The sequence below is a fragment of the Metabacillus sp. B2-18 genome, assembly GCF_021117275.1.
GTDB lineage: Bacteria > Bacillota > Bacilli > Bacillales > Bacillaceae > Metabacillus.
In genome coordinates this window covers 131,627-153,981 of the sequence record NZ_CP088245.1, presented here as the reverse complement: position 1 = coordinate 153,981, position 22,355 = coordinate 131,627, and the positions used below count along the sequence as shown (strand labels likewise).

The 22,355-nt window shown below is 38.5% G+C and carries 31 protein-coding genes; all 31 read right to left on the bottom strand.

Going from position 1 to position 22,355, the window contains the following annotated elements:
* Nucleotides 1–6: 6 nt before the first annotated feature.
* A complete protein-coding gene (infA, locus tag LPC09_RS00840; protein WP_003348578.1) occupies nucleotides 7–225 on the bottom strand; it encodes a translation initiation factor IF-1 in 219 nt (72 codons plus the stop codon).
* A 284-nt stretch (nucleotides 226–509) separates the two neighbouring features.
* Nucleotides 510–1,256 carry a type I methionyl aminopeptidase gene (gene map, locus LPC09_RS00830; protein WP_098798307.1) on the bottom strand — a complete coding sequence of 249 codons (747 nt, stop codon included), beginning with the start codon at nucleotides 1,254–1,256 and terminating at the stop codon, nucleotides 510–512.
* Nucleotides 1,253–1,906, bottom strand: a complete 654-nt coding sequence (locus tag LPC09_RS00825; protein WP_098798308.1) for an adenylate kinase — start codon at nucleotides 1,904–1,906, stop codon at nucleotides 1,253–1,255. The genes map and LPC09_RS00825 overlap by 4 nt, the downstream gene beginning before the upstream one ends.
* 58 nt (nucleotides 1,907–1,964) lie before the next feature.
* Entirely contained in the window at nucleotides 1,965–3,257 is a 1,293-nt protein-coding gene (gene secY, locus LPC09_RS00820; RefSeq protein ID WP_098798309.1) for a preprotein translocase subunit SecY, read from the bottom strand.
* Nucleotides 3,257–3,697: a 50S ribosomal protein L15 gene (rplO, locus tag LPC09_RS00815; RefSeq protein WP_026561238.1), complete on the bottom strand. Its 441-nt coding sequence runs from the start codon at nucleotides 3,695–3,697 to the stop codon at nucleotides 3,257–3,259. Before rplO ends, secY begins: the two co-directional genes overlap by 1 nt.
* A gap of 31 nt (nucleotides 3,698–3,728) precedes the next feature.
* On the bottom strand, nucleotides 3,729–3,911 hold the full coding sequence (gene rpmD, locus LPC09_RS00810) for a 50S ribosomal protein L30 (protein WP_026561237.1): 183 nt from the start codon (nucleotides 3,909–3,911) through the stop codon (nucleotides 3,729–3,731).
* A 12-nt stretch (nucleotides 3,912–3,923) separates the two neighbouring features.
* Nucleotides 3,924–4,424: a 30S ribosomal protein S5 gene (rpsE, locus tag LPC09_RS00805; RefSeq protein WP_098798310.1), complete on the bottom strand. Its 501-nt coding sequence runs from the start codon at nucleotides 4,422–4,424 to the stop codon at nucleotides 3,924–3,926.
* A gap of 23 nt (nucleotides 4,425–4,447) precedes the next feature.
* On the bottom strand, nucleotides 4,448–4,810 hold the full coding sequence (gene rplR, locus LPC09_RS00800; RefSeq protein ID WP_121664187.1) for a 50S ribosomal protein L18: 363 nt from the start codon (nucleotides 4,808–4,810) through the stop codon (nucleotides 4,448–4,450).
* 33 nt (nucleotides 4,811–4,843) lie between these two features.
* The gene (rplF, locus tag LPC09_RS00795; RefSeq protein ID WP_098798312.1) at nucleotides 4,844–5,383 is read right to left on the bottom strand and encodes a 50S ribosomal protein L6; all 540 of its coding nucleotides are present in this window, start codon (nucleotides 5,381–5,383) and stop codon (nucleotides 4,844–4,846) included.
* Between the two features lie 29 nt (nucleotides 5,384–5,412).
* A complete protein-coding gene (gene rpsH / locus LPC09_RS00790; protein WP_098798313.1) occupies nucleotides 5,413–5,811 on the bottom strand; it encodes a 30S ribosomal protein S8 in 399 nt (132 codons plus the stop codon).
* Nucleotides 5,812–5,842: 31 nt separating this feature from the next.
* Nucleotides 5,843–6,028: a 30S ribosomal protein S14 gene (gene rpsN, locus LPC09_RS00785; protein ID WP_010285078.1), complete on the bottom strand. Its 186-nt coding sequence runs from the start codon at nucleotides 6,026–6,028 to the stop codon at nucleotides 5,843–5,845.
* Between the two features lie 24 nt (nucleotides 6,029–6,052).
* Complete coding sequence (rplE, locus tag LPC09_RS00780) at nucleotides 6,053–6,592, bottom strand: 50S ribosomal protein L5 (RefSeq protein WP_098798314.1); 540 nt, start codon at nucleotides 6,590–6,592, stop codon at nucleotides 6,053–6,055.
* Between the two features lie 24 nt (nucleotides 6,593–6,616).
* Nucleotides 6,617–6,928 (bottom strand): 50S ribosomal protein L24, encoded by a 312-nt coding sequence (gene rplX, locus LPC09_RS00775; RefSeq protein ID WP_098798315.1) that lies wholly within the window; start codon nucleotides 6,926–6,928, stop codon nucleotides 6,617–6,619.
* A gap of 36 nt (nucleotides 6,929–6,964) precedes the next feature.
* Nucleotides 6,965–7,333 (bottom strand): 50S ribosomal protein L14, encoded by a 369-nt coding sequence (rplN, locus tag LPC09_RS00770; RefSeq protein WP_026561230.1) that lies wholly within the window; start codon nucleotides 7,331–7,333, stop codon nucleotides 6,965–6,967.
* Nucleotides 7,334–7,372: 39 nt separating this feature from the next.
* Nucleotides 7,373–7,636: a 30S ribosomal protein S17 gene (rpsQ, locus tag LPC09_RS00765; protein WP_098798316.1), complete on the bottom strand. Its 264-nt coding sequence runs from the start codon at nucleotides 7,634–7,636 to the stop codon at nucleotides 7,373–7,375.
* A 20-nt stretch (nucleotides 7,637–7,656) separates the two neighbouring features.
* A complete protein-coding gene (rpmC, locus tag LPC09_RS00760) occupies nucleotides 7,657–7,860 on the bottom strand; it encodes a 50S ribosomal protein L29 (protein ID WP_098798317.1) in 204 nt (67 codons plus the stop codon).
* Entirely contained in the window at nucleotides 7,850–8,284 is a 435-nt protein-coding gene (gene rplP / locus LPC09_RS00755; RefSeq protein ID WP_098798318.1) for a 50S ribosomal protein L16, read from the bottom strand. The genes rpmC and rplP overlap by 11 nt, the downstream gene beginning before the upstream one ends.
* 1 nt (nucleotide 8,285) lies before the next feature.
* Nucleotides 8,286–8,942, bottom strand: a complete 657-nt coding sequence (gene rpsC, locus LPC09_RS00750; RefSeq protein ID WP_098798319.1) for a 30S ribosomal protein S3 — start codon at nucleotides 8,940–8,942, stop codon at nucleotides 8,286–8,288.
* 3 nt (nucleotides 8,943–8,945) lie between these two features.
* Nucleotides 8,946–9,290 carry a 50S ribosomal protein L22 gene (rplV, locus tag LPC09_RS00745; RefSeq protein WP_098798320.1) on the bottom strand — a complete coding sequence of 115 codons (345 nt, stop codon included), beginning with the start codon at nucleotides 9,288–9,290 and terminating at the stop codon, nucleotides 8,946–8,948.
* Nucleotides 9,291–9,307: 17 nt separating this feature from the next.
* Nucleotides 9,308–9,586 (bottom strand): 30S ribosomal protein S19, encoded by a 279-nt coding sequence (gene rpsS, locus LPC09_RS00740; protein WP_098798321.1) that lies wholly within the window; start codon nucleotides 9,584–9,586, stop codon nucleotides 9,308–9,310.
* Between the two features lie 57 nt (nucleotides 9,587–9,643).
* Nucleotides 9,644–10,474 (bottom strand): 50S ribosomal protein L2, encoded by an 831-nt coding sequence (gene rplB, locus LPC09_RS00735; RefSeq protein ID WP_098798322.1) that lies wholly within the window; start codon nucleotides 10,472–10,474, stop codon nucleotides 9,644–9,646.
* A 27-nt stretch (nucleotides 10,475–10,501) separates the two neighbouring features.
* Nucleotides 10,502–10,789, bottom strand: coding sequence for a 50S ribosomal protein L23 (gene rplW, locus LPC09_RS00730; protein WP_098798323.1), 288 nt, complete (start codon nucleotides 10,787–10,789; stop codon nucleotides 10,502–10,504).
* Nucleotides 10,789–11,412: a 50S ribosomal protein L4 gene (gene rplD, locus LPC09_RS00725; protein WP_098798324.1), complete on the bottom strand. Its 624-nt coding sequence runs from the start codon at nucleotides 11,410–11,412 to the stop codon at nucleotides 10,789–10,791. Before rplD ends, rplW begins: the two co-directional genes overlap by 1 nt.
* 27 nt (nucleotides 11,413–11,439) lie before the next feature.
* Entirely contained in the window at nucleotides 11,440–12,069 is a 630-nt protein-coding gene (gene rplC, locus LPC09_RS00720) for a 50S ribosomal protein L3 (RefSeq protein WP_098798325.1), read from the bottom strand.
* Between the two features lie 43 nt (nucleotides 12,070–12,112).
* Nucleotides 12,113–12,421 carry a 30S ribosomal protein S10 gene (rpsJ, locus tag LPC09_RS00715; RefSeq protein ID WP_026561219.1) on the bottom strand — a complete coding sequence of 103 codons (309 nt, stop codon included), beginning with the start codon at nucleotides 12,419–12,421 and terminating at the stop codon, nucleotides 12,113–12,115.
* A gap of 1,266 nt (nucleotides 12,422–13,687) precedes the next feature.
* A complete protein-coding gene (tuf, locus tag LPC09_RS00710) occupies nucleotides 13,688–14,878 on the bottom strand; it encodes an elongation factor Tu (protein WP_098798326.1) in 1,191 nt (396 codons plus the stop codon).
* A 115-nt stretch (nucleotides 14,879–14,993) separates the two neighbouring features.
* The gene (fusA, locus tag LPC09_RS00705) at nucleotides 14,994–17,072 is read right to left on the bottom strand and encodes an elongation factor G (protein ID WP_098798327.1); all 2,079 of its coding nucleotides are present in this window, start codon (nucleotides 17,070–17,072) and stop codon (nucleotides 14,994–14,996) included.
* A gap of 52 nt (nucleotides 17,073–17,124) precedes the next feature.
* Nucleotides 17,125–17,595: a 30S ribosomal protein S7 gene (gene rpsG, locus LPC09_RS00700; protein WP_098798328.1), complete on the bottom strand. Its 471-nt coding sequence runs from the start codon at nucleotides 17,593–17,595 to the stop codon at nucleotides 17,125–17,127.
* Between the two features lie 49 nt (nucleotides 17,596–17,644).
* Entirely contained in the window at nucleotides 17,645–18,067 is a 423-nt protein-coding gene (gene rpsL / locus LPC09_RS00695; protein WP_066330432.1) for a 30S ribosomal protein S12, read from the bottom strand.
* Between the two features lie 102 nt (nucleotides 18,068–18,169).
* Entirely contained in the window at nucleotides 18,170–18,418 is a 249-nt protein-coding gene (locus tag LPC09_RS00690) for a 50S ribosomal protein L7ae-like protein (RefSeq protein ID WP_098798329.1), read from the bottom strand.
* A 194-nt stretch (nucleotides 18,419–18,612) separates the two neighbouring features.
* Nucleotides 18,613–22,212: a DNA-directed RNA polymerase subunit beta' gene (gene rpoC, locus LPC09_RS00685; protein WP_098798330.1), complete on the bottom strand. Its 3,600-nt coding sequence runs from the start codon at nucleotides 22,210–22,212 to the stop codon at nucleotides 18,613–18,615.
* Nucleotides 22,213–22,355 lie beyond the last annotated feature (143 nt).

Here is a 22,355-nt window from a genome sequence, read left to right as displayed (position 1 = left end):
GCTAAATTATTTAAAACGGTACGTAATTCTACCACGAGTTAAATCATATGGAGATAATTCTACCGTAACTTTGTCTCCAGGTAAAATACGAATGAAATGCATGCGAATCTTTCCGGATACATGCGCTAATACCGTATGACCGTTCTCAAGTTCTACCTTAAACATTGCGTTTGGTAATGTTTCAACAACAGTTCCTTCTACTTCAATTACATCGTCTTTCGCCATTGAACTGTTCTCCCTTCTTCAAATCAGTAACTTGCTCATCGACAAACTCAGGATTAATTACCTAATTGTCACACGACCTGCTTCTAATATACTGTTCTGAACTTCTGGAGATACGCTAATAGATCATTCTTGGTGATGAAGAAAAACTCTCGCTTTCTCCGTCAGCTAAAACGATATCCCTCTTATCTTGGCGCATTTTTTATAGCTGATCAAACAATTTGCTTAGTCAACTAAACACACGTGGTAACGATAATCGGATCATTTTAAGCAATGTCACCTATCGATTATGCCTTAGTCAGAATCTCAAAACCATCTTCAGTAATAGCAATAGTGTGTTCAAAATGAGCACAGTATTTTCCATCAACTGTTACAACAGTCCAATCATCTTCCAAGGTTCTTACATAACGGGTACCTGCATTAACCATCGGTTCTATCGCTAGTACCATTCCTGGTTTTAACCTAGGACCTTTATTTGGTGGACCATAATGAGGGATCTGAGGATCTTCATGAAGCTCCTGCCCGACACCGTGACCAACATACTCTCTCACAACTGAGAAGCCATGCTCTTCAACATATGTTTGGATAGCATGAGAAATGTTAGATAATCGATCGCCTGGCTTTGCTTCTTTAAGACCCCTGAATAAAGATTCTTCAGTAACATCTAATAATCTTTGAGCTTCATCAGAAATCTTACCAACAGGATAGGTCCAAGCTGAGTCACCATGATATCCATTATATTTCGCACCAATATCGATACTAATGATGTCCCCGTCATTTAATACACGATCACCCGGTATTCCGTGAACGAGCTCTTCATTTACTGAAGCACATATGCTTCCGCGGAAACCATTATACCCTTTAAATGAAGGAATTGCATCATGTGCACGAATAAATTTTTCGGCAATTACATCCAGTTCCTTCGTCGTTACACCAGGTTTAATGTGTTTAATTAATTCTTGATGAGTTAAAGCGACAATTCGTCCTGCTTCTCGCATAATTTCTAGTTCACGCTGAGTCTTACAAATGATCATGCACCTAGTCCTCCAACCAGTTGATCAACGTCGTTAAATACTAGATCGATATCCTGTTCACCATCTATATTTCTTAAATAACCTTTTTCATTATAAAAGTCTAATAGAGGTTGTGTTTGTTGAAGGTTCACTTCTAAACGATTAGCTACTGTTTCTTCGTTATCATCTGCGCGTTGGTAAAGCTCGCCACCGCATTTATCACACTTACCTTCGTTAGCAGGTGGATTAAATACTAAGTGGTAAGTTGCTCCACATTGTTTGCAGATACGACGACCAGTTAATCGTTCCATTAGGATATCTTTATTAACTTGTATATTAATGACATAATCAATCTGTTTGTTTAGGTCTGTTAGAATTCCTTCAAGCGCATCTGCTTGAGCTACTGTTCTTGGAAAGCCATCTAAAAGGAAACCTTTTTGACAATCATTCTTGCCTAAACGTTCACGAACAATACCAATGGTAACTTCATCGGGAACTAATTCTCCTTTATCAATGAAAGACTTAGCTTGTAGACCAAGTTCTGTTTCTTCTTTCATAGCAGCTCTGAACATATCTCCTGTTGAGATATGAGGGATGTCGTATTTGTCTACAATACGTTCAGCTTGAGTTCCTTTCCCAGCACCAGGAAGACCCATTAATACTAGATTCATTTGTATTCCCCCCTCAGTCTCTATTTAGAGGGAATGGGAAGGATTTCCCATATCCTCATTATTTAATAAAGCCTTTATAATGACGTTTCACTAGCTGACTTTCAAGTTGTTTCATTGTTTCAAGTGCTACACCGACAACAATTAATAAACTAGTTCCACCAATCTGTGCAGATTGTGGAAGATCAGCAAATTTAATGAAGAAAACAGGAAGAACAGCTATAGCTGCTAAGAAAAGAGAACCAACAAAAGTTAAACGATATAATACCTTTGTAACATATTCCTGCGTGCTCTTACCTGGTCTAATACCAGGGATATAACCGCCTTGTTTCTTCAAATTATCCGCCATTTGTTCAGGATTAACTTGAACAAATGTATAGAAGTACGTAAATGCTAAGATTAACGCAACATAGATAACCATACCTATTGGCTGTGTGTAATCAAAAGTTTTCGATATCCAATCTGTCACATCGTTAGGACCAAAGAAAGATGCAATAGTAGGAGGTGTAATAATAAATGATACCGCGAAGATAACAGGAATTACACCAGCTGGGTTAACTTTTAACGGTAGGTGTGTCGAATGACCGCCACCCATGTTTTTGTTACCAGCACCCTTAGCATATTGAATTGGTATTTTACGAAGTGCTTGTTGAATAAAGATCGTTCCTACTACAACAGCTAATATTGCTAAAATTAAGATGACAACTGTCACAATTTTAATGAAAAGTTGATCACCGGCATCTTCGAATTGTTGTGCATAAATTTGGTTAACAGTTGAGGGAATCCCTGCTACAATCCCTGCAAAGATGATAATGGAAATACCATTTCCTACACCTTTAGAAGTGATTTGCTCTCCTAACCACATTAAGAATGCTGTACCTGCTGTTAATACAATCGCAATTAACAAGTATGTTCCTATACCAGGGTTATTAATTAATAATCCTCCTGATTGGGTGTTAAACCCGTAAGACATACCTAACGCTTGGATGAAACCTAATATTATCGTAAAGTATCTTGTAAATTGAGCTAACTTACGACGCCCAACTTCACCTTGTTTAGACCATTCAGTAAACTTCGGAACAACATCCATCTGTAAAAGTTGAATGATGATTGAAGCTGTGATGTATGGCATTATTCCCATCGCTAAAATAGAGAAGTTATATAATGCTCCACCACCGAATGTATTTAGAATTCCGAACACGTTAAGTTCATCCTGGGCCTTTAACACATCAGCATTAACATTAGGCACAGGTATGAACGTACCAATACGAAATACTACTAACATTAAAAGGGTGAATATGATCTTACTTCTAATATCACCCACGCGCATAAAATTGGAGATTGTTTTAAACATTAGATCACCTCAGCTGTACCGCCAGCAGATTCAATTGCTTCTTTAGCAGAAGCTGAGAATTTGTTAGCTTTTACAGTAAGTTTTTTCTCTAACTGGCCGTTACCAAGGATTTTTACACCAGATTTCACATTACTTACAACGCCTGTTTCAAGTAATAACTCTGGAGTAACCTCTGTACCGTCTTCGAAACGGTTTAGGACATCAAGGTTAACAATTGCAAAGTCCTTGCGGTTGATGTTTGTGAATCCACGTTTAGGTAAGCGTTGGAACAAAGGAGTTTGACCACCTTCGAATCCAGGACGAACTCCACCACCAGAACGAGCATTTTGTCCTTTATGACCTTTACCAGCTGTTTTACCGTTACCAGAACCGATACCACGACCAACACGATTACGTGTTTTACGTGAACCTTCTGCTGGTTTCAACTCATGAAGTTTCATCGGGACACCTCCTTATATATTTATGTTTCTATTATTGTTCTTTAACTGTAACTAAGTGAGCAACTTTATTAATCATACCGCGAATCGCAGGATTATCTTCTTGAACAACAGTTTGGTGTAACTTTTTAAGTCCAAGAGTTTTAACAGTAATACGTTGATCTTCAGGACGACCAATCACACTGCGAGTGAGGGTAATTTCTAACTTATTCGCCATTGTTTTCCCTCCTTATCCTAACAGTTCTTCTACCGTTTTTCCACGTAACTTCGCAACTTCTTCAGCACTCTTTAGATCATTTAATCCAGAGATTGTAGCACGAATCATATTAATTGGAGTGTTTGAACCTAAAGATTTTGAAAGAATATCAGCTACACCAGCTAACTCAAGTACCGCACGAACAGGTCCTCCTGCGATAACTCCAGTACCTTCTGATGCTGGTTTTAAGAGAATGTTACCTGCACCAAATTGACCGATAACTTGGTGAGGAATTGTAGTACCTACCATTGGTACCTCAATTAGATTTTTCTTAGCATCCTCAATTGCTTTACGGATTGCTTCTGGTACCTCTTGAGCTTTACCAGTACCGAAACCTACATGACCGTTTTTATCACCTACAACAACTAGTGCTGCAAAGCGGAAACGACGACCACCTTTAACAACTTTTGCAACGCGGTTTACCGTAACTACGCGTTCTTCAAGCTCTAATTTGTTTGGATCAATACGACGCATTCTTTGTGTCCCTCCTTTTGCGATTAAAATTCTAGTCCAGCCTCGCGAGCAGCTTCAGCTAGAGCCTTTACACGACCATGGTATAGATAACCCCCGCGATCAAATACAACTGTTTTAACGCCTTTTTCGATAGCACGTTTTGCTACTAATTCTCCAACCTTTTGAGCAGCATCAGCATTGCTTTTAGAATCTAAATTAAGATCTTTATCTAATGTAGACGCACTTACTAAAGTAACTGAGTTAGTATCGTCAATTACTTGAGCATAAATGTGTTGGTTAGAACGATATACGTTTAAACGAGGACGTTCAGCTGTGCCTGTTAACTTAGCACGAACACGTGCGTGTCTTTTTTTACGTACAGCATTTTTATCAGCTTTAGTAATCATTTAGGTCACTCCTTTCTTATCAACTAAGCGATATTACTTCGCAGTTTTACCTTCTTTACGACGTACATGTTCGCCTTCGTAGCGAATACCTTTACCTTTGTAAGGCTCTGGTGGACGAACGTCACGAATATTAGCTGCAATAGCACCTACACGCTCTTTATCAGTTCCTTTTACAAGAACTTTAGTTTGTGATGGTACTTCAATTTCAATACCAGACTCAGGTGTGATTTCAACAGGGTGAGAGTAACCAACGTTAAGAACTAACTTGTTACCAGATTTAGAAGCACGGTAACCGACACCGATAAGTTCTAAACCTCTTTCAAAACCTTTAGAAACACCTTCTACCATGTTTCCTAATAAGCTACGAGTTGTACCGTGTAAAGCACGGTGCTCCTTAGCATCAGAAGGACGAGTAACAGTTAACACGTTATCTTCAATAGCGATTTTCATATCAATATTGAATGTACGAGTTAATTCACCTTTAGGTCCTTTAACTGTTACAGTATTATCATCAGCGATGTTAATAGTAACACCAGCTGGGATTTCAAGTAATTTCTTACCAATACGAGACATTCATTACACCTCCATTCTATTTAAACGTATTACCAAACGTATGCTAATACTTCTCCACCAGTTTGTTTTGCACGAGCTTCTTTGTCAGTCAAAACACCTTGAGAAGTTGAAACGATCGCAATACCTAATCCGTTAAGTACACGTGGTACTTCGCCAGCTTTAGCATATACACGAAGACCTGGTTTACTGATTCTTTTAAGGCCTGTAATTACACGTTCATTGTTAGCACCGTATTTTAAGAAAATACGAATGATACCTTGTTTATTATCTTCTACATACTCTACGTCACGTACGAAACCTTCACGTTTTAAGATTTCAGCGATTTCCTTTTTGATTGTTGATGCAGGAAACTCAAGTTTTTCGTGACGTACCATATTCGCATTACGAATGCGAGTAAGCATATCTGCAATAGGATCTGTCATAACCATTACTAAATAACCTCCTTCCCGTTATACGGTTTTACCAGCTAGCTTTTTTCACGCCTGGAATTTGACCTTTGTAAGCAAGTTCACGGAAACAAATACGGCAAAGCTTAAATTTACGTAGTACTGAGTGTGGACGTCCGCAACGTTCGCAACGAGTGTACTCTTGTACTTTAAACTTTTGCGTGCGCTTTTGCTTAGCAATCATTGATTTTTTAGCCACAATTTCGCCTCCCTTTACTAGCGATTATTTTTGGAACGGCATACCGAACTGTGTTAATAGTTCGCGCGCTTCTTCATCAGTATTCGCAGTTGTTACGATAACGATATCCATACCACGAACTTTGTTAACTTTATCATAATCAATCTCAGGGAAGATTAATTGCTCTTTCACACCTAAAGTGTAGTTTCCACGACCATCAAATGATTTCTTAGAAACCCCACGGAAGTCACGTACACGTGGTAATGAAACAGAAATTAATTTATCTAAGAATTGGTACATACGCTCACCACGAAGTGTAACTTTTGCACCGATTGGCATACCTTCACGTAGACGGAAGCCCGCGATTGATTTTTTAGCTTTCGTTACAACTGGTTTTTGACCAGTGATTTGTCCTAACTCTTCAACAGCTACGTCTAGAGCTTTTGAGTTAGATACTGCATCACCAACACCCATGTTGATTACGATTTTTTCGATTTTTGGAGTTTGCATTACTGATTTGTAAGAAAACTTTTTCATTAATGCAGGAGTAATTTCACTTTGATACTTTTCTTTAAGGCGGTTCATACATATACCTCCCTTCCTGATTTACTATTTATCTAAAGTTTCACCAGATTTTTTTGCTACACGTACCTTTTTACCGTCTACCACTTTATAACCAACACGAGTTGGCTCACCAGATTTAGGATCAAGTGGCATAACATTTGATACATGGATAGGTGCCTCTTGGTTTAAGATTCCACCTTGTGGGTTTGCTTGTGAAGGTTTAGCGTGTTTTTTCACGATGTTAATACCTTCAACAAGAATACGGTCTTTTTTAGGATAAGAAGCAAGAACTACGCCTTGTTTACCTTTATCCTTACCAGAGATAACCATTACTTTATCACCTTTTTTAACATGCATCCTAGTTGCACCTCCTTAGTAAGGCAATTCAATTTATTATAGAACTTCTGGAGCTAAAGAAACGATTTTCATGAAGTTGTTTTCACGTAATTCACGTGCAACTGGTCCAAAAATACGTGTACCACGTGGACCTTTGTCATCACGAATGATAACACATGCGTTTTCGTCAAATTTGATGTAAGAGCCATCAGAACGACGAGCACCACTCTTAGTGCGCACGATTACAGCTTTAACAACATCACCTTTTTTGACAACGCCACCTGGTGTTGCTTGTTTTACCGTACAAACAATTACATCACCGATGTTAGCAGTTTTACGACCAGAACCGCCTAACACTTTAATTGTTAATACTTCACGAGCACCAGAGTTGTCAGCAACTTTCAAACGAGATTCTTGTTGGATCATCTATGTTACCTCCCTTCGGAATTAACTATCCGAACAATATTAAATGATAATAGCTTCTTCAACAACACTAACTAAACGGAAGCGTTTTGTCGCAGATAATGGACGAGTTTCCATAATTCTTACGATATCGCCAGTTTTAGCTTGGTTGTTTTCATCATGAGCTTTGTATTTCTTAGAGTATTTTACACGTTTACCGTATAATGGGTGTGTTTTGTATGTTTCAACAAGAACAGTGATAGTTTTATCCATTTTGTCAGAAACAACACGACCAGTATAAACTTTACGTTGGTTACGTTCACTCATTCAGTAAACCTCCTCTCTTATTAACGATTATTAGCAGCAAGCTCTCTTTCACGGATAACAGTTTTCATACGAGCGATCGATTTACGAACTTCACGGATGCGAGCAGTGTTTTCTAATTGTCCTGTCGCTAATTGAAAGCGAAGATTAAATAACTCTTCTTTAAGAGACTTTACTTTTTGTTCAATTTCAGCAGTGGTAAGGTCACGAATTTCATTAGCTTTCATTTGATTCACCACCAATTTCTTCACGTTTTACAAACTTCGTTTTAATCGGTAATTTGTGAGAAGCTAAACGTAAAGCTTCACGTGCTACCTCTTCAGTTACACCTGAGATTTCAAACATAACTTTACCTGGTTTTACAACAGCTACCCAACCTTCTGGAGCACCTTTACCAGATCCCATACGTACCTCTAAAGGTTTTGCAGTATAAGGCTTAGAAGGGAAGATTTTAATCCAAACTTTTCCGCCACGTTTCATATAACGTGTCATCGCAATACGAGCAGCTTCGATTTGACGATTTGTGATCCAAGAAGCTTCAAGAGCTTGAATTCCGAACTCACCGAAATGTACTTCAGTACCGCCTTTAGCACGACCGCGCATTTTTCCACGGTGCTCTCTGCGATATTTTACGCGTTTTGGCAATAACATATTATTTTCCTCCTTCCTCAGTTTTCTTCTTAGTAGGAAGAACCTCTCCACGATAGATCCAAACTTTTACGCCTAATTTACCGTAAGTTGTATCAGCTTCAGCTGTTCCATAATCGATATCAGCACGAAGTGTGTGTAGTGGAACTGTTCCTTCGCTATAGTGTTCAGCACGTGCGATATCTGCTCCACCTAAACGACCAGATACTTGTGTTTTGATACCTTGAGCACCAGCACGCATAGCACGTTGAATTGTTTGTTTTTGTGCACGACGGAAAGAAATACGGTTTTCTAATTGACGTGCAATATTTTCAGCAACTAATTTAGCATCTAAATCAGCTTTTTTGATTTCAAGAATGTTGATGTGTACACGTTTGCCAGTTAATTGGTTAAGTGCTTTACGAAGTGCTTCAACTTCAGTACCACCTTTACCGATTACCATACCTGGCTTAGCAGTGTGGATTGTAATGTTTACACGGTTAGCAGCACGCTCGATCTCAATTTTAGAAACAGATGCATCGCTAAGACGTTTAGTAACATATTCACGAATTTTAATATCTTCATGTAAAAGAGTTGAGTAGTCTTTTCCTGCGAACCATTTTGACTCCCAATCACGAATAACTCCGATACGAAGACCGACTGGATTTACCTTTTGACCCACTGATTATCCCTCCTTCTTTTCTGTTAAGATGATTGTGATGTGGCTTGTGCGTTTGTTGATTGCACTTGCGCGACCCATAGCACGTGGACGGAAACGTTTAAGAGTTGGACCTTCGTTTGCATAAGCTTCTGTTACAACTAAGCTATTAATGTCCATTTCATAGTTATGTTCAGCGTTAGCCACTGCCGATTTTAATACTTTCTCTATGATTGGAGAAGCAGCCTTTGGCGTGTGGTTTAAAATCGCTACTGCTTCACCTATTTGCTTACCTCGAATAAGATCTAAAACTAAACGAGCTTTACGAGGAGCAATACGAACTGTTCTTGCGACAGCTTTAGATTGTTGCATTTAAATGCCTCCTCTCATTAACGTCTTGTTTTTTTGTCATCACTAGCATGACCTTTGTAAGTACGTGTAGGTGCGAACTCACCTAGTTTATGACCTACCATATCCTCAGTTACATATACAGGAACATGTTTACGACCATCATAAACAGCGATAGTGTGACCAATAAATTGTGGGAAAATTGTAGAACGACGTGACCAAGTTTTAATAACTTGCTTTTTCTCAGTTTCATTTAATTTCTCAACTTTGTTGATTAAATGATCATCAACGAATGGTCCCTTTTTTAAGCTACGGCCCATGATTGTACCTCCCTTCGCGATCGTGCTACGGTTCGATTGAACCGTAGTTCAATCACGTTATTTTTTACGGCGACGCACGATAAATTTATCTGATTTGTTCTTCTTCTTACGAGTCTTAGCTCCAAGTGTTGGTTTACCCCATGGAGACATTGGTGATTTACGTCCGATTGGAGCGCGTCCTTCACCACCACCGTGTGGGTGATCGTTAGGGTTCATTACAGATCCACGAACAGTAGGACGTTTGCCTAACCAACGTGAACGACCTGCTTTACCAATGTTGATAAGTTCATGTTGCTCGTTTCCTACTTGACCTACAGTTGCACGGCAAGTAGCAAGAATCATACGAACTTCACCAGAGTTTAAACGTACAAGTACGTATTTACCTTCTTTACCTAATACTTGAGCAGAGGTACCTGCAGAACGAACTAATTGACCACCTTTACCAGGTTTTAATTCGATGTTGTGTACTACTGTACCTACAGGAATGTTAAGTAATGGTAGTGCATTACCTACTTTAATATCTGCTTCAGGACCAGACATAATCTCTAGACCTACTTTTAAATTCTTAGGTGCAAGGATGTATCTTTTCTCACCATCAACATAGTTGATTAGTGCGATGTTAGCAGAACGATTTGGATCGTACTCGATTGTAGCAACGCGTCCTGGTATACCATCTTTGTCGCGTTTGAAATCAATCACACGATATTGGCGTTTGTGTCCACCACCTTGGTGACGAACTGTTAATTTACCTTGGTTATTACGTCCACCTTTTTTGTGTAAAGGTGCAAGTAACGATTTTTCTGGTTGATCTGTCGTGATTTCAGCAAAATCCGATACTGTCATTCCACGACGACCGTTTGAGGTTGGTTTATATTTTTTAATCGCCATATCGATATCCCTCCTTTTCTATTGAAATTATACTTCGAATAATTCGATTTCTTTGCTATCTGCAGTAAGCTTGATGATCGCTTTACGACGACGGTTAGTTAAACCGCTGTAACGACCAACACGCTTTAATTTACCTTTGTAGTTCATGATGTTTACTTTTTCAACTTTTACGCCAAAGATTGATTCGATCGCATCTTTAACTTCAGTTTTATTAGCCTTAACATCTACTTCAAACGTATATTTTTTCTCAGTCATAAGATCTGTTGAACGTTCAGTGATTACGGGGCGCTTAATAATATCACGAGGATCTTTCATTATGCAAGTACCTCCTCTACTTTTTGCACCGCAGCTTTCGTCATAATAAGCTTATCGTGGTTAAGTACATCAAGTACATTTACACCACTCGCAGTAACAACTGTTACTCCAGGGATGTTACGAGCTGATAATGCAATGTTTTCATTGTTGTCAGCTGTTACAATTAACGCTTTTCTTTCAACAGAAAGACCTTTAAGAACAGAAGCCATTTCTTTTGTTTTTGGTGCGTTAAGTGCTAAATCCTCTAAAACAACGATATCGTTGTCAACTACTTTTGATGATAAAGCTGATTTGATTGCTAAACGGCGAACTTTTTTAGGTAATTTATAAGCATATGAACGTGGAGTTGGTCCAAATACAATACCACCACCGCGCCATTGTGGAGAGCGAATAGATCCTTGACGAGCACGTCCAGTACCCTTTTGACGCCAAGGTTTGCGTCCTCCGCCTGCTACTTCAGAACGATTTTTTACTTTGTGAGATCCTTGACGTAAGGAAGCTCTTTGCATGATAACCGCTTCAAATAATACATGCTGATTAGGTTCGATACCAAATACAGAATCATTAAGTTCGATTTCTCCAACGTTTGATCCAGTTTGGTTTAATAATGCTACTTTAGGCATTACCCAATTCCTCCTTTCTTAAAGAAATTATTTAGATTTAACTGCGCTTTTCACAGTGATAAGTGCTTTTTTAGGTCCTGGTACATTACCTTTGATTAATAATAGATTGCGTTCTGCATCTACTCTAACGATCTCTAAGTTTTGAACAGTAATACGCTCTCCACCCATACGACCTGGTAATAGTTTGTTTTTGAATACACGGTTAGGTGCTACAGGTCCCATTGAACCTGGACGACGATGGTAACGAGAACCGTGGGACATTGGTCCACGAGATTGTCCGTGGCGTTTAATAGAGCCTTGGAAACCTTTCCCTTTAGAAACTCCTGTTACATCTACGATTTCACCTGCTGTGAAAATATCAACTTTGACTTCTTGACCTACTTCGATTTGCTCTAAGCTAGCTTCACGAAGTTCTTTAACGAAGCGCTTAGGTGCAGTATTAGCTTTTGCAACGTGTCCTTTTTCTGGTTTGTTAGAAAGCTTTTCACGTTTATCTTCAAATCCTAATTGAACCGCGTTGTATCCATCAGTATCAACAGATTTCTTTTGAAGAACCACGTTTGGAGTAGCTTCGATAACAGTTACCGGAATTAAATCACCGTTTTCAGCAAATACTTGCGTCATACCGACTTTTCTTCCTAAGATTCCTTTGGTCATGAGTCACACCTCCTATAAATTATCAATCATTTATTTTAAAAAATTATAATTTGATTTCAATATCAACACCTGACGGTAAGTCAAGACGCATTAAAGCATCAACTGTTTGTGGTGTTGGGCTGATGATATCAATTAAACGCTTATGCGTACGCATTTCGAATTGCTCACGAGAATCTTTGTATTTATGAACTGCACGTAGGATTGTGTATACTGATCTTTCTGTTGGTAACGGAATTGGACCAGAAACATTTGCACCAGAACGTTTTGCAGTTTCCACAATTTTCTCTGCAGATTGATCAAGAATTCTGTGATCATAAGCTTTTAAACGGATACGAATCTTTTGTTTTGCCATTATTTTCCCTCCTTTTCGCCTACTTTTAAAATAGACATTTTCTCCGCAAGAATTTTCCCTACACACGCCATGGCAAAGCGGCCGTGTGTATCGGCAACCTCCTGCTTCATCGCAGTCAAAGACCAACATTGTCTATTATACATAAAACTTATGTTAGATGCAAGAACTATTTAAAATACCTAGTTTCTTGAGCACTTTTCATATTATACATAGAATGTATAAAGATATCAAGGATATCATTGTTGGTTTATTATTCATGTATTAGAAATGTAAGTGAAATAATCTTTTTTAAAAGAAAGATCTTATTAAGATGATCATTATTCAGTCTAATTTATGTCTCAATAATCAGATACGACTTAAGAGAAAACTTATTTATATAGTAGAAATAGAATTAATTCATTTATCGAAGTACCAAGGAATATTAGATGTATGCATTTTTTGTAGGTACTCGTGCTTATTACTGAAAAGGTATAATACGAGATTTATGATTGTGGTTTATTTATGGCAATCGAAATTGATGAACTGGGTGTCAAGAGAAGTATCTTATCATATTTTTATAGGATTTGAGCAGCTTGATTGTCTTGGTGTTATTTTTATAGAGAAGTGAGTGCTCTTATGAGTTCAATTCTCATATAAATATAACCTCGTTCTTGCTTCATATTGGTAATAAGGATCATCTCTTTCTTCATTAACAATATGTTTGCTCTTCATCCATCTTATGAAGAGCATTTCTCTCTTCATTATTATCACCTTTGGTCTTCATTCTCCTTATGAAGACCATTTCTCTCTTCATTATTATCATCTTTGGTCTTCATTCCCTTTATGAAGACCATTTCTCTCTTCATTATTATCATCTTTGGTCTTCATTCCCTTTATGAAGACCATTTCTCTCTTCATTATTATCATCTTTGGTCTTCATTCTCTTTATGAAGACCATTTCTCTCTTCATTATTATCATCTTTGGTCTTCATTCTCTTTATGAAGACCATTTCTCTCTTCATTATTATCATCTTTGGTCTTCATTCCCTTTATGAAGACCATCTCTTTCTTCATCTTCACCTCCTTTGTTCTTCATTCTCCTTATGAAGACCAATTCTCTCTTCATTTTCACCTCCTTTGTTCATCATTCTCTTTAAGAAAGTTATTTTTCTACAATTAGCCATCATTTGGAGTTTCATCGAATTTATAAACTCCATTCACATTAGTGTTTAAATTTATATACAAAAAAAGACGAGCAATATATGCTCGCCTTTTATCAATTACAAATTAAGATTGGATAGAAGCTACAACGCCAGCGCCTACTGTACGTCCACCTTCACGGATTGAGAATTTAGTTCCTTCTTCAATCGCGATTGGAGCAATAAGCTCAACTGTCATTTCAACGTTATCCCCAGGCATAACCATTTCGATACCTTCAGGAAGTTGGCAGATACCAGTTACGTCAGTTGTACGGAAGTAGAACTGAGGACGGTAGTTAGTGAAGAATGGAGTGTGACGTCCACCTTCTTCTTTTGATAATACATAAACTTCTGCTTTGAAGTTAGTGTGTGGAGTGATTGTACCTGGTTTAGCAAGTACTTGACCACGTTGAACATCATCACGAGCAACCCCACGAAGAAGTGCACCGATGTTGTCACCAGCTTCAGCATAATCAAGAAGCTTACGGAACATTTCAACACCTGTTACAGTAGTTGATTTTGGCTCTTCAGTTAAACCGATGATGTCGATTACGTCACCAACTTTAACTTGTCCACGCTCAACACGACCTGTAGCAACTGTTCCACGACCAGTGATAGAGAATACGTCCTCTACTGGCATCATGAATGGCTTGTCAGTGTCACGTTCTGGAGTTGGGATGTACTCATCAACAGCGTTCATAAGTTCAACGATTTTTTCTTCCCACTCAGCTTCACCTTCAAGTGCTTTAAGAGCAGAACCTTTGATTACAGGTACATCGTCACCTGGGAAATCGTACTCAGAAAGTAAGTCACGAACTTCCATTTCAACTAGTTCTAATAACTCTTCGTCATCAACCATGTCACATTTGTTTAAGAATACAACAAGGTAAGGTACACCTACTTGACGAGATAATAAGATGTGCTCACGAGTTTGTGGCATTGGGCCGTCAGCAGCAGATACTACTAGGATCCCACCGTCCATTTGAGCAGCACCAGTGATCATGTTTTTAACATAGTCAGCATGTCCTGGGCAGTCAACGTGTGCATAGTGACGAGTTTCAGTTTCATACTCAACGTGTGCAGTTGAGATAGTGATTCCACGCTCACGCTCTTCAGGAGCAGCATCGATCATATCATATGCCATCGCTGCACCTTTACCACTGCGCTTAGCAAGTACAGTAGTGATTGCAGCTGTTAAAGTTGTTTTACCATGGTCAACGTGTCCGATTGTACCGATATTAGCATGCGTTTTGGAACGGTCGAATTTTTCTTTAGCCATTCTAAAAATCCTCCTTAGAGTTCTATTTTTTTTTGGGATATATGTAACAGAAAGTGAAACATCACTTTCTGTTCTCACATAAGTAGTTATACTTCATAAAAGGGGGTAAAATCAATTACTCACCTTTATTTTTTTTGATAATTTCTTCAGAAATTGATTTTGGAACTTCTTCATAGTGATCAAAGTGCATTGTGAATACACCACGTCCTTGAGTGTTAGAACGTAATGAAGTTGCATAACCAAACATTTCAGATAGTGGAACCATAGCACGTACTACTTGAGCATTACCACGAGCTTCCATACCTTCTACACGTCCACGGCGAGAAGTAACTCCTCCCATGATATCTCCCATGTATTCTTCTGGAATTACAACTTCTACCTTCATAACTGGCTCTAGGATTACTGGGCTACATTTTGATACAGCATTTTTAAGTGCTAAAGATGCTGCGATCTTGAACGCCATCTCACTTGAGTCAACGTCATGGTAAGATCCATCTACTAAAGCAGCTTTTACATCAACTAATGGGAAACCAGCAAGAACACCGTTCTGCATTGCATCTTCAAGACCAGCTTGAACTGCAGGAACGTATTCACGTGGAACTACCCCACCAACGATTTTGTTTTCAAATTCGAAGCCTTTACCTTCTTCGTTTGGTTCGAACTCGATCCAAACGTGTCCGAATTGACCACGACCACCAGATTGACGTGCAAATTTCCCTTCAACTTTTGCTCCTTGACGGAAAGTTTCACGATAAGCAACCTGAGGTGCACCAACATTAGCTTCTACTTTGAATTCACGTTTCATACGATCAACCAGGATATCTAGGTGAAGTTCACCCATACCCGCAATGATTGTTTGACCAGTTTCTGGGTCAGTATGAGCACGGAATGTTGGATCTTCTTCTTGAAGTTTTTGTAAAGCAGTAGTCATTTTATCTTGGTCTGCTTTAGATTTTGGTTCAACAGAAAGTTGAATAACTGGCTCAGGGAATTGCATAGACTCTAAGATAACAAGGTTTTTCTCGTCACATAAAGTGTCACCAGTTGTTGTATCTTTTAAACCTACAGCTGCAGCAATATCACCAGAGTAAACCTCAGAGATTTCCTCACGGCTGTTTGCGTGCATTTGAAGGATACGACCTACACGCTCACGTTTACCTTTAGTAGAGTTTTGGATATAAGATCCAGAACTTAGAGTACCAGAGTAAACACGGAAGAATGTAAGTTTCCCAACGTAAGGATCTGTCATTACTTTGAAAGCTAATGCAGCGAATGGGCCTTCATCGCTAGATTCGCGAGTTACTTCTTCTTCAGTATCAGGAATGATACCTTTAATTGCAGCTACATCAATTGGAGCTGGAAGATAGTCGATAACTGCGTCTAACATTTTTTGAACACCTTTGTTTTTGAATGCAGATCCACAGATTACTGGGTAGAATTCTACATTTAAAGTACCTTTACGAATTGCTGCTTTTAGCTCATCGTTAGAGATTTCTTCTCCACCAAGGTATCTCTCCATTAAGTCTTCATCAAGTTCTGCAACTGCTTCAACTAACTTTTCACGGTATTCTTCAGCTTGTTCTTGGTATTCCTCAGGAATTTCTTTATCAACGATATCAGTTCCTAAATCATTACCATAGAATGTAGCCTTCATTTCTACAAGGTCGATAATACCTTCAAATTGATCCTCAGCACCAATTGGTAATTGAATTGGGTGAGCATTCGCTTGAAGACGATCATGTAGAGTTGAAACAGAGTATAAGAAGTCAGCACCAATTTTGTCCATTTTATTAACGAACACAACACGTGGTACGCCATATGTTGTTGCTTGACGCCATACTGTTTCAGTTTGTGGTTCAACACCTGATTGAGCATCAAGAACTGCTACCGCACCATCAAGTACACGTAAAGAACGTTCAACTTCAACAGTGAAGTCTACGTGTCCTGGTGTATCGATGATGTTTACACGATGACCTTTCCACGACGCAGTTGTCGCCGCAGAAGTAATCGTGATTCCACGTTCTTGTTCTTGCTCCATCCAGTCCATCTGAGATGCACCTTCATGAGTTTCACCGATTTTGTGGATACGTCCAGTGTAATAAAGAACACGCTCAGTTGTCGTTGTTTTACCAGCATCAATATGAGCCATGATTCCGATATTACGAGTATTCTTTAAGGAGAACTCTCTTGCCATTGGGTAATTTCTCCTTCCTTATAGGAAATTTAGTTTGATTAAATTGTATTGATTACCAACGATAGTGAGCAAATGCTTTATTTGCTTCAGCCATCTTATGAGTATCTTCACGTTTCTTAACTGCTGCACCAGTGTTGTTAGCAGCATCTAGAATTTCGTTAGCTAAACGCTCTTCCATCGTTTTTTCTCCACGAAGACGTGCGTAGTTTACTAACCAACGTAAACCTAAAGTTGTACGACGATCTGGACGTACTTCTACAGGTACTTGGTAGTTAGCACCACCAACACGACGAGCTTTAACTTCAAGAACTGGCATGATGTTTTTAAGTGCTTGTTCAAACACTTCCATTGCATCATTACCTGAACGTTCTTTAATTAAATCGAAAGCATTGTAAAGTACAGATTGTGCTTTACCTCTTTTCCCGTCGATCATAATTCTGTTTACTAAACGTGTAACAAGCTTTGAATTGTAAATTGGATCTGGTAACACATCTCTTTTTGCTACAGGACCTTTACGTGGCATGTTATGTCCTCCCTTCATCTAAGTTTTATATTCTTAATGTCTTATAACATTATTTTTTAGCAGCTTTTGGACGTTTTGTACCGTATTTAGAACGGCCTTGCATACGTCCATCAACACCAGCAGTATCTAACGCACCACGAACAATGTGATAACGTACCCCCGGTAAATCTTTTACACGTCCACCACGGATAAGAACAACACTGTGCTCTTGTAAGTTGTGGCCAATACCAGGAATGTATGCTGTTACTTCAATTCCGTTTGTTAAACGAACACGAGCATATTTACGAAGCGCTGAGTTAGGTTTCTTCGGCGTCATCGTACCTACACGAGTACATACACCACGTTTTTGAGGTGAAGATACGTTAGTTTGCTCTTTTTTGAAGCTGTTGTAACCTTTGTTTAATGCAGGTGATTTAGATTTCTCTACTTTGCTTACGCGACCTTTACGCACTAATTGATTAATAGTAGGCATTTTCGTTTTCCTCCCTTCACTTTTTAATACCACACATCCAGGTGGTTCATATTTAGGCAAAAACAAAGTTTCTGCAATTATTAATCTGCAAAAACATCTATTTTACCGGATTATAGCTACAGCTGCAGCTCCCACTTCTATTCCACAAGCTTTTCCAAGCTTTTTCATAGATGAAACTGTTGTTAAAGGGACTTTTTGAGTTTCTGCTGTTTGAATAACCTTTTGGATAATTCTATAATCAGCATCTTCTGCTATAATGATCTCTTTAACTTCATTATTCATAAGAGCTTTGACTGATTGCTTAGTACCAACAATGATTTCATTTGCCTGTGATACTTTATCATAAGACATAAGCTTATATCCTCCAAAGCAACAGGTTTAAGATTGGAACACCTTGAATATAGTAACATTGCGCGAGACGGATGTCAACAATCATCAAAAAAAACTTTATTCATCCATTTCTTTACTGCTTTTAAGGATTATATTTAATAAATTCCATTAAAAATCATTGGGGGATTACCCCCCCAATGATGGAGTTATAATCATTAATCTACTGATACTACTTCTTCAACTTGCTCGACTTTAGCAATTGGTTCCGTTTGACGATATCTTGTCATACCAGTACCAGCAGGAACAAGTTTACCAATAATTACATTTTCTTTAAGTCCTAGTAATTCATCACGTTTTCCTTTAATCGCTGCATCAGTAAGAACTCTAGTTGTTTCTTGGAATGATGCGGCAGATAAGAAGGAGTCAGTTTCAAGAGATGCTTTTGTAATACCAAGCAATACTGGACGTCCAGTTGCAGGGCGTTTACCATCTAACAACACTTGTTTGTTAGCATCAGTGAACTGATGAACATCAAGGAGTGTACCTGGTAGTACATCTGTATCACCAGCATCCATGACACGGACTTTGCGTAACATTTGTCTTACCATAACCTCTACGTGCTTATCTCCAATTTCTACCCCTTGCATACGGTAAACTTTTTGAACTTCACGTAATAAATATTGTTGAACAGCTTGAAGATCTTTTACTTTTAGTAATTCCTTAGGATCTATTGAACCTTCTGTCAAGACTTGACCACTCTCAATTTTATCACCTTGAGTAACTTTAAGTCTTGCATTATATGGAGCTGTATAAGAACGGGATTCTACGTCACCTTGAATCACTATTTCTTGCTGTTTATCACGTACTTCATTGATCTCAGCTACAACACCATTAATTTCAGAAATGATCGCTTGACCTTTAGGATTCCTTGCTTCAAACAACTCTTGGATACGAGGTAAACCTTGTGTGATATCGTCTCCGGCAACCCCACCTGTATGGAATGTACGCATTGTTAATTGTGTACCAGGCTCACCGATTGATTGAGCAGCAATAATACCAACTGCTTCACCAACTTCTACTTCACTTCCTGTAGCAAGGTTACGTCCGTAACATTTTTTACATACACCATGTCTAGTGTTACAAGTAAATGCAGAGCGAATCCATACTTTATCAATTCCAGCTTCCATAATTTCTACTGCAATATCCTCAGTAATTAATTCATTTTCCTCAACAATTACCTCATCTGTTTCAGGGTGTTTTACAACTTTACGGCAATATCTACCGATTAGACGTTCATCTAATTTTTCAATAATTTCCGTACCTTCTCTAATTGCCTCAGCCAGAATGCCTCGATCTGTACCACAATCATCATCACGGATGATAACATCTTGGGCAACGTCAACAAGACGACGAGTTAAGTAACCTGAGTCAGCTGTTTTCAAGGCAGTATCCGCAAGACCTTTACGTGCACCGTGTGTAGAGATGAAGTACTCTAATACAGTTAAACCTTCACGGAAACTTGATTTGATTGGTAATTCAATGATACGTCCAGCCGGGTTGGCCATTAATCCACGCATACCAGCAAGCTGAGTAAAGTTAGATGCGTTACCACGGGCACCAGAGTCACTCATCATGAAGATTGGATTGCGCTTATCTAGGGACGCCATTAACTTCCCTTGAATATTATCTTTTGCAGCACTCCAGATAGAGATAACACGTTCATAACGCTCATCTTCAGTAATTAAACCTCTTCTGAACTGTTTTAATACGTTATCTACCTTAGCTTGTGCTTCACCGATAATTTCTTGTTTTTCTTTTAATACGATGATGTCAGATACACCAACCGTAATACCAGCTTTTGTAGAGTAACTGAAACCTAGATTCTTCATGCGGTCAAGCATTTTAGATGTTTCAGTAATATGGAATCTTTTGAAGATTTCTGCAATGACTTTCCCTAGAATACCCTTCTTAAATGGCGGGATTTCTTCTAAAGCTGCAACATGCTCTTTCACATCAACCGTTGGAGCTACAAAGTATTTATCAGGTGTTTTTTCTTCAATGTTTTCTTTCGTTGGTTCATTCATGTAAGGGAATGATTCAGGTAAGATTTCATTGAAGATTAACTTACCAACAGAAGTAACAAGCAACATTTTGTTTTGCTCTTCTGTAAATGTTTGATTTTTTAATGAAGATGCTTGAACCGCAACACGTGTATGTAAATGTACATATCCGTTTTGATAAGCAAGTAGTGCTTCATTAGTATCTTTAAAGATCATACCTTCACCAATTGCACCAGCACGCTCTAATGTTAAGTAATAGTTACCTAATACCATATCCTGAGAAGGAGTAACAACTGGCTTACCATCCTTAGGATTAAGGATATTTTGAGCTGCTAGCATTAAAATACGTGCTTCAGCTTGTGCCTCAGCTGATAATGGTACGTGAACGGCCATCTGGTCACCATCAAAGTCCGCATTATAAGCAGTACATACCAGTGGGTGAAGACGAATTGCACGACCTTCTACTAAAGTAGGTTCGAAGGCTTGAATTCCTAATCTATGAAGAGTTGGTGCACGGTTAAGTAATACTGGATGTTCTTTAATGACTGATTCTAAAACATCCCATACTTCCGGCTGCACTCTCTCAATTTTACGTTTTGCACTCTTAATGTTATGAGCTAATCCTTTTTCAACTAACTCTTTCATAACAAATGGTTTAAACAGTTCTAGTGCCATCTCTTTTGGTAAACCACATTGATACATCTTAAGGTTTGGACCTACAACGATAACAGAACGACCAGAGTAGTCAACACGCTTACCTAATAAGTTTTGGCGGAAACGACCTTGTTTACCTTTTAACATATGTGAAAGTGATTTTAACGGACGATTACCTGGTCCTGTAACAGGGCGTCCACGACGTCCATTATCAATAAGAGCATCAACTGCTTCTTGAAGCATACGTTTCTCATTCTGAACGATAATGCTTGGTGCTCCAAGATCTAATAAACGCTTAAGACGATTGTTACGGTTAATAACACGTCTATATAAATCATTTAAATCAGAAGTAGCAAAACGTCCACCATCAAGCTGTACCATTGGACGTAATTCAGGTGGAATAACTGGAAGAACATCAAGAATCATCCAAGATGGGTCATTACCTGAGTTACGGAACGCTTCAAGTACTTCTAGACGTTTAATTGCACGTGTACGACGCTGTCCTTGAGCTGTTTTCAACTCTTCTTTTAAAGAATCCACTTCTTTATCTAGATCAATATCTGATAATAGCTTTTTAATAGCTTCTGCACCCATAGATGCTTGGAAGGTATTACCGTATTTTTCACGGTAAGCTCTGTATTCTTTTTCAGAAAGTAATTGTTTTTTCTCAAGAGGAGTATCTCCAGTTTCTGTTGTTACGTAGGAAGCAAAATAAATAACTTCCTCTAAAGCACGTGGTGACATATCTAGAACAAGCCCCATACGACTTGGAATTCCTTTGAAATACCAAATATGTGAAACAGGAGCAGCTAATTCAATATGTCCCATTCTTTCACGACGTACTTTTGCACGAGTTACTTCAACTCCACAACGATCACAAACTACACCTTTATAGCGAACTCTTTTATACTTACCGCAATGACATTCCCAATCTTTTGTTGGTCCAAAGATACGTTCGCAAAACAGACCGTCTTTTTCTGGCTTTAATGTTCGGTAATTGATTGTTTCTGGTTTCTTAACCTCACCAAAGGACCAAGAACGAATCTTGTCAGGTGAAGCTAAGCCGATGCTCATATATTCAAAATTATTTACATCTATCAAGGGGCCTACCTCCCTTTTCGTCTTCAGGTTCTACCCAATTTATATGGCTGTATTTGAGTCAAATTTAAAGTTCTTTTAGTAGAAAATTAAACCGCTATGTAAAGCAAATTCAGACTACTTTTATAAGGTTCATTACACGGAGA